Raw genomic sequence first — 5,111 nt, 5'->3', positions numbered from 1 at the left:
CACAATCAATAACAATCTTCATATCTTCAAAGTCTGTATCAACCGTCTGCTTTAAATGTTGTAAGTACTTCTGACCCGCTTCAAAGTAATTCATTGATTGCCCTACTTTTGTTCCGACAGGTCTTGGTAACTCATCAGTGTCTGCATCAAGTAAGTTTTCAATTTCATGTTCTTGTTCGTCATTGAGTTTAAATCCGCTTTCGCCGAAAAATTTAATACCGTTGTCTTCTACTGGGTTATGAGATGCTGAAATCATGACACCTGCTTGAGCACCTGAAGCTTTTGTTAAATAAGCGACACCAGGAGTCGATATTACACCTAGGCGCATGACATCAACACCAACAGATAGAATCCCAGCTACTAAAGCACCTTCAAGCATCTCACTTGATATACGTGTATCACGACCTACTAGTAGCTTAGCTTTCTCTGTTACATCTTTCGTTAGTGCGTAGGCACCGCAGCGCCCTAATTTGAAGGCTAGCTCTGGTGTTAATTCTGTGTTAGCTACCCCACGTACTCCATCTGTTCCGAAGTATTTTCCCATGATCATTCCGCTCCTTCATTCAATCCATCATATCATTCGTCAAGATCTATTCGATTCTGACCCTTACTCGTTCTTCTTCTGTAGAAAGTCTAATGCCTTCAGGGCCATCTAATTGTAAGTCCGCAAAAAACTCACCTTCTACTTGACCATCAACATCAATCCAAATTCTTATATCATCTGAACTTAAATCATCTATATCATCTTGAGTTCCAATTACGTTAACATCAATTAACGCTTCATCTGGGTCAATGAAAGTGATTTCTTGGTTGTCTTCTAAATTGTCGACTTCTATTTCAACGTCATCCAATGTGTCTTCGATCGCTTCTTCGACTGCAACCTCTACTTCAACTGTTTCAGGTTCTGACCTAGTAACACCAGATGGTACAGGCACATCAACTTCTAATATCGTCGTTTCTTCAATTTCACTTAAATTTATTTCTAAAGGCTCTAGCATATTAATTTCATCTAAACGCTCAAGGCTACCGTATAAAGTAGCAGAAACAGGATTTAAATTAACCCCTTGAAGTACTAGGCTGTCATCTAATTCACCAGTTAACTCATATGTTAATGGATAACGCTTATCATCAATCGACACATCCGCCTCAACCGAAACTGTTGATGGATCGACATAAACACTTAATTCATTTCCTTGGGCATCATAAACTCGAATTGGAGCATCATTAACCACTCCATCTTCTGATAACTCTGTAAGGCCGACAATGGCTTTCACCATCGCAATTCGATCCACTTCTGCACTCGAGCCTGTAATATCAACCTCTTCGGGTGCGACAACTGGTTCACTAGCAAACGCATCAGTTTCACCTAACTCATCATGACCAAAAAAGTCCACTTCAACTGGAAATGACACAGTTGAACGTTCCTCAATCGTGACATCTACTGTTCTAGGTTCAATATAAACCGATAATTGACTGGATATACCAGCATGCAAAACATCAACTTCATGTTGGCCTGGTCCTAACTCATTTAAATCAATAAATACATCAAAATTACGCTGTCGTACTGTCTGGGTTATAACACTACGCGGCCCTTCTACTGTCACATTAACCGTATCAGGAACACCCCGTACGACATAATCATCTTCCTCTAGATCAACTTGTAATGGTACGTTTTCCATCGTCTCAACATCTGATGAACCTGTTGGAAGAAAGATATCGTTCGATCGAGACGTATTTGCTTCATCAATCGCTACTGTTGTGTAAAGCAAAATGGCTAGAAATAGTGATACGATTCTTGTAAACCATGGGCTTTTAATCCAATTATCCATTTCGCTTCCCCCTCCAACTCCACGACTTTGATGAAGACGTACCTTCAGCAGGGTTTAACTCTTTCATTAACAATTTACGTAAATCTTCTTCATCAAGTTTTCGATGAAGTTCACCATTTTTAGTGGCAGATATGTTTCCAGTCTCCTCTGAAACGACTAATGTTAAAGCGTCTGTTACCTCGCTGACACCCATAGCCGCTCTATGTCTTGTCCCTAACTCTTTCGAAATAAAAGGACTTTCACTTAACGGTAAATAACAAGCAGCCGCAACAATTTCATCAGCTTTTATAATAACGGCTCCATCATGTAATGGCGCATTCGGAATAAAGATATTCGTTAATAGCTCACTCGTTAATTTACCATGAACGTCAACACCTGTCTCAACGTATTCACTCATACCTGTTTCACGCTCAATGGTGATTAGCGCACCGATTCTTCTTTTACTCATATAATTACACGACTTTACGATTGCATCGATCGTTTCGTGGATTGCTTTCTCTTCAGATTGGGTATTTCTCGCAAAGAAGCTCCCTCGTCCAAGTTGTTCTAATGCACGTCGAATTTCTGGCTGGAACAAGATAATAACAGCAAGAAACCCCCATGTTATTGCTTGATAAACTAACCATTGAACAGTTTTAAGCTCTAAAATTGAACTAAAAAACCATATACCTAATACAACGAAAATGCCTTTCAACAACTGAACGGCTTTCGTCCCTCTTATAACTGAAAATAATTTATATATAACAAACCATACTAATGCTATATCAACGACGATTCTAAGCACTTGTATGAGATCTAATTCTTCCCACGACATGCCTACACTTCCTTCACGCACTTATATTCATAAGGAGCTTTTTAAACTGTTTTCATTATATCACATTTTATTATGACTTAAATAAATGGAAGATGATTAAATTCCTAAATTTTCATTGTAGAATGTTGTACTAGAAATACTAAAAACGCTAATTCAGACGATTCTAAACTAGCGTTTTTCCGTTAACGAACTTCTTCTTCAAAACTTCTTTTCCCCTATATATTCTAGTCTTTACAGTCCCTACTGGAATATTAAGTGTTATAGAAATTTCATTTATCGAGAACTCTTGGAAGTATCTGAGTAATATGACAGAGCGATACTTCGGTGGTAAAGCTTTTATGTAATCCCATATCTGCTTATCACGCTCATTTGTAATGACAGAGTCTTCAGGGTCAAGAGTTTGACTTTCAACTTGATCCAACCGGGTAGCATACTCAGAACCACTAATGGCTTGATCAAGGATCGCAAGTGGCTTTTTCTTACGCATTTTATCAATACAAAGGTTAGTAGCAATTCTAAAAAGCCAAGGCTTGACCTGTTTAATTTCTTTAAACTTATATAAATTCTGATACACTTTTAGAAATGTTTCTTGCGTCACTTCTTCAGCATCATAAAAACAGCCTAAAACTCGATAACAATGGCGAAACAAATCATTGTCATATGTTGTTAAGATCTCTTCATACAACGCTATATCTGAATTTATCTTGTTATGCTCCCCCTGTTCAGACACTGGTATCCTTCTCCTCTTTTCATACAATCAATAATATTATACAACAATTACCAATAATTTCATATTAGTTCATAGGAAAAATTAGTTCATATTTACATTAGATTCCTGCATGAGTTTCATAAATGAAAATAGCTTCATTTCATAAAGAAATGAAGCTATTAAATGGTTAAACATATTTCTCGCCAAATACTGCTGCAATCATACTTGTAGCGACTTCAGCAGTTTGATTCCCTTGATCTAATAAAGGATTGACTTCAACAACTTCAACTGAAGTAAGTATTTCAGAGTCATATAATGTAGACATTGCATGAAATGTCTCTCTATATGAAGGACCCCCATCAACAGGTGTCCCTGTCCCTGGTGTATGTAAAGGGTCTATCCCATCAACATCTAGACTTAAATGGACACCATTTACCCGCTCTCTCAAGTAATCGATTGCCTCTTTAATTACAGCATCCATACCACGTTTCTCAATGTCATGCATCGTATAAACTTGAACACCATGCCCTTTTATAAACTTTCTCTCACCTTCATCAATAGACCGTGCACCAATAATCACAGTGTTTTCAGGTTTCACTTTAGGACCATCCCCATTAATCGATGTAAGATTTTTATGCCCTACACCTAAACTCGCTGCAAGTGACATACCATGAATGTTACCTGAAGGAGACGTCTCACCACTGTTCAAGTCTGCATGTGCATCAAACCAAATAACACCTAGCTCATTATAATAATTATACAGACCAGCAATAGTCCCTATAGCTATACTATGATCTCCACCTAAAATTAATGGAAAATCACCCTTAGACTTTATCTTTTTTAGCTCATCTGCAATTTTTTGGTTACCATTCGTAACCTCTTTTAAGTTCTTTAAATTTGTTTTGGGGTCTTTTTTGTTAGATCCCTCATTCTCTATATCAATATTTCCATAATCTTTATAGTTTACATTTAGCCCATCTAAACGTTTATGTAAACCTGCATATCGAATAGCATTTGGGCCTAGGTCAACGCCATAGTTCGGCTGTGCAATTGTAATTGGAGCTCCAACAATCCCTATTCTATTTTTCATCTAAATGCCTCCTTTTACCTGAAGTCATTTTATATTCATTATCTAAATGGTTCAACTGGACAAAAAAGTGAATAATTATGCAGAAATGAAGGCGCTTTCAGTAATAAGCCCTATTTAACTATAGTTTGTACAAATTAAGTATGATTAAGTCTTATCTAGATTTTAAAATATAAAAAAAGTTGCTTCCCAAATCAGGAAACAACTTTAAATCAATGTTATGGTGGAGCCTAGCGGGATCGAACCGCTGACCTCCTGCGTGCAAAGCAGGCGCTCTCCCATCTGAGCTAAGGCCCCTTACTTCTTATGTAAATGGTGAGCCATGGAGGATTCGAACCTCCGACCCTCTGATTAAAAGTCAGATGCTCTACCAACTGAGCTAATGGCTCTAACTTGCAGTAAATTATATATGGCTGGGCCATCAGGATTCGAACCTGAGAATCACGGGACCAAAACCCGTTGCCTTACCGCTTGGCTATGGCCCAATAAAATGGTGGAGGGGGACGGATTCGAACCGCCGAACCCAAAGGGAGCGGATTTACAGTCCGCCGCGTTTGGCCAACTTCGCTACCCCTCCAACTACTGGTGCCGACCGAGGGACTCGAACCCCCAACCTACTGATTACAAGTCAGTTGCTCTGCCAGATTGAGCTAGGTCGGCGATAAAGTTAGA

The 5,111-nt window shown here is 38.5% G+C and carries 5 protein-coding genes and 5 tRNA genes; all 10 read right to left on the bottom strand.

Translation table 11 applies throughout. The annotated features are described in order from the left end of the window. A partial coding sequence (locus A194_RS0114465; RefSeq protein ID WP_017187519.1) for a hypothetical protein occupies window positions 1-544 on the bottom strand: 544 nt, incomplete at its 3' end. Window positions 545-590: 46 nt separating this feature from the next. Then, window positions 591-1,829 carry a CdaR family protein gene (locus tag A194_RS0114460; RefSeq protein ID WP_017187518.1) on the bottom strand — a complete coding sequence of 413 codons (1,239 nt, stop codon included), beginning with the start codon at window positions 1,827-1,829 and terminating at the stop codon, window positions 591-593. Then, window positions 1,822-2,643, bottom strand: coding sequence for a diadenylate cyclase CdaA (gene cdaA / locus A194_RS0114455; RefSeq protein ID WP_017187517.1), 822 nt, complete (start codon window positions 2,641-2,643; stop codon window positions 1,822-1,824). The genes A194_RS0114460 and cdaA overlap by 8 nt, the downstream gene beginning before the upstream one ends. Window positions 2,644-2,806: 163 nt before the next feature. Further along, window positions 2,807-3,373: a sigma-70 family RNA polymerase sigma factor gene (locus A194_RS0114450; RefSeq protein WP_017187516.1), complete on the bottom strand. Its 567-nt coding sequence runs from the start codon at window positions 3,371-3,373 to the stop codon at window positions 2,807-2,809. 166 nt (window positions 3,374-3,539) lie between these two features. Beyond that, on the bottom strand, window positions 3,540-4,442 hold the full coding sequence (gene rocF / locus A194_RS0114445; RefSeq protein WP_017187515.1) for an arginase: 903 nt from the start codon (window positions 4,440-4,442) through the stop codon (window positions 3,540-3,542). 218 nt (window positions 4,443-4,660) lie between these two features. Continuing rightward, window positions 4,661-4,736 (bottom strand) — tRNA-Ala (locus tag A194_RS0114440). A 16-nt stretch (window positions 4,737-4,752) separates the two neighbouring features. Continuing rightward, a tRNA-Lys gene (locus A194_RS0114435) sits at window positions 4,753-4,828 on the bottom strand. A 21-nt stretch (window positions 4,829-4,849) separates the two neighbouring features. Further along, a tRNA-Gln gene (locus A194_RS0114430) sits at window positions 4,850-4,924 on the bottom strand. A gap of 6 nt (window positions 4,925-4,930) precedes the next feature. Next, a tRNA-Tyr gene (locus A194_RS0114425) sits at window positions 4,931-5,016 on the bottom strand. A gap of 6 nt (window positions 5,017-5,022) precedes the next feature. Next, window positions 5,023-5,099: transfer RNA gene (locus A194_RS0114420), tRNA-Thr, on the bottom strand. Window positions 5,100-5,111: the final 12 nt, after the last annotated feature.

The organism is Alkalibacillus haloalkaliphilus C5, assembly GCF_000269905.1.
Classification (GTDB): Bacteria; Bacillota; Bacilli; order Bacillales; family Alkalibacillaceae; genus Alkalibacillus; species Alkalibacillus haloalkaliphilus_A.
Note: the sequence above shows the minus strand (reverse complement) of the source record. Positions and strands in the feature narration are given on the sequence as shown.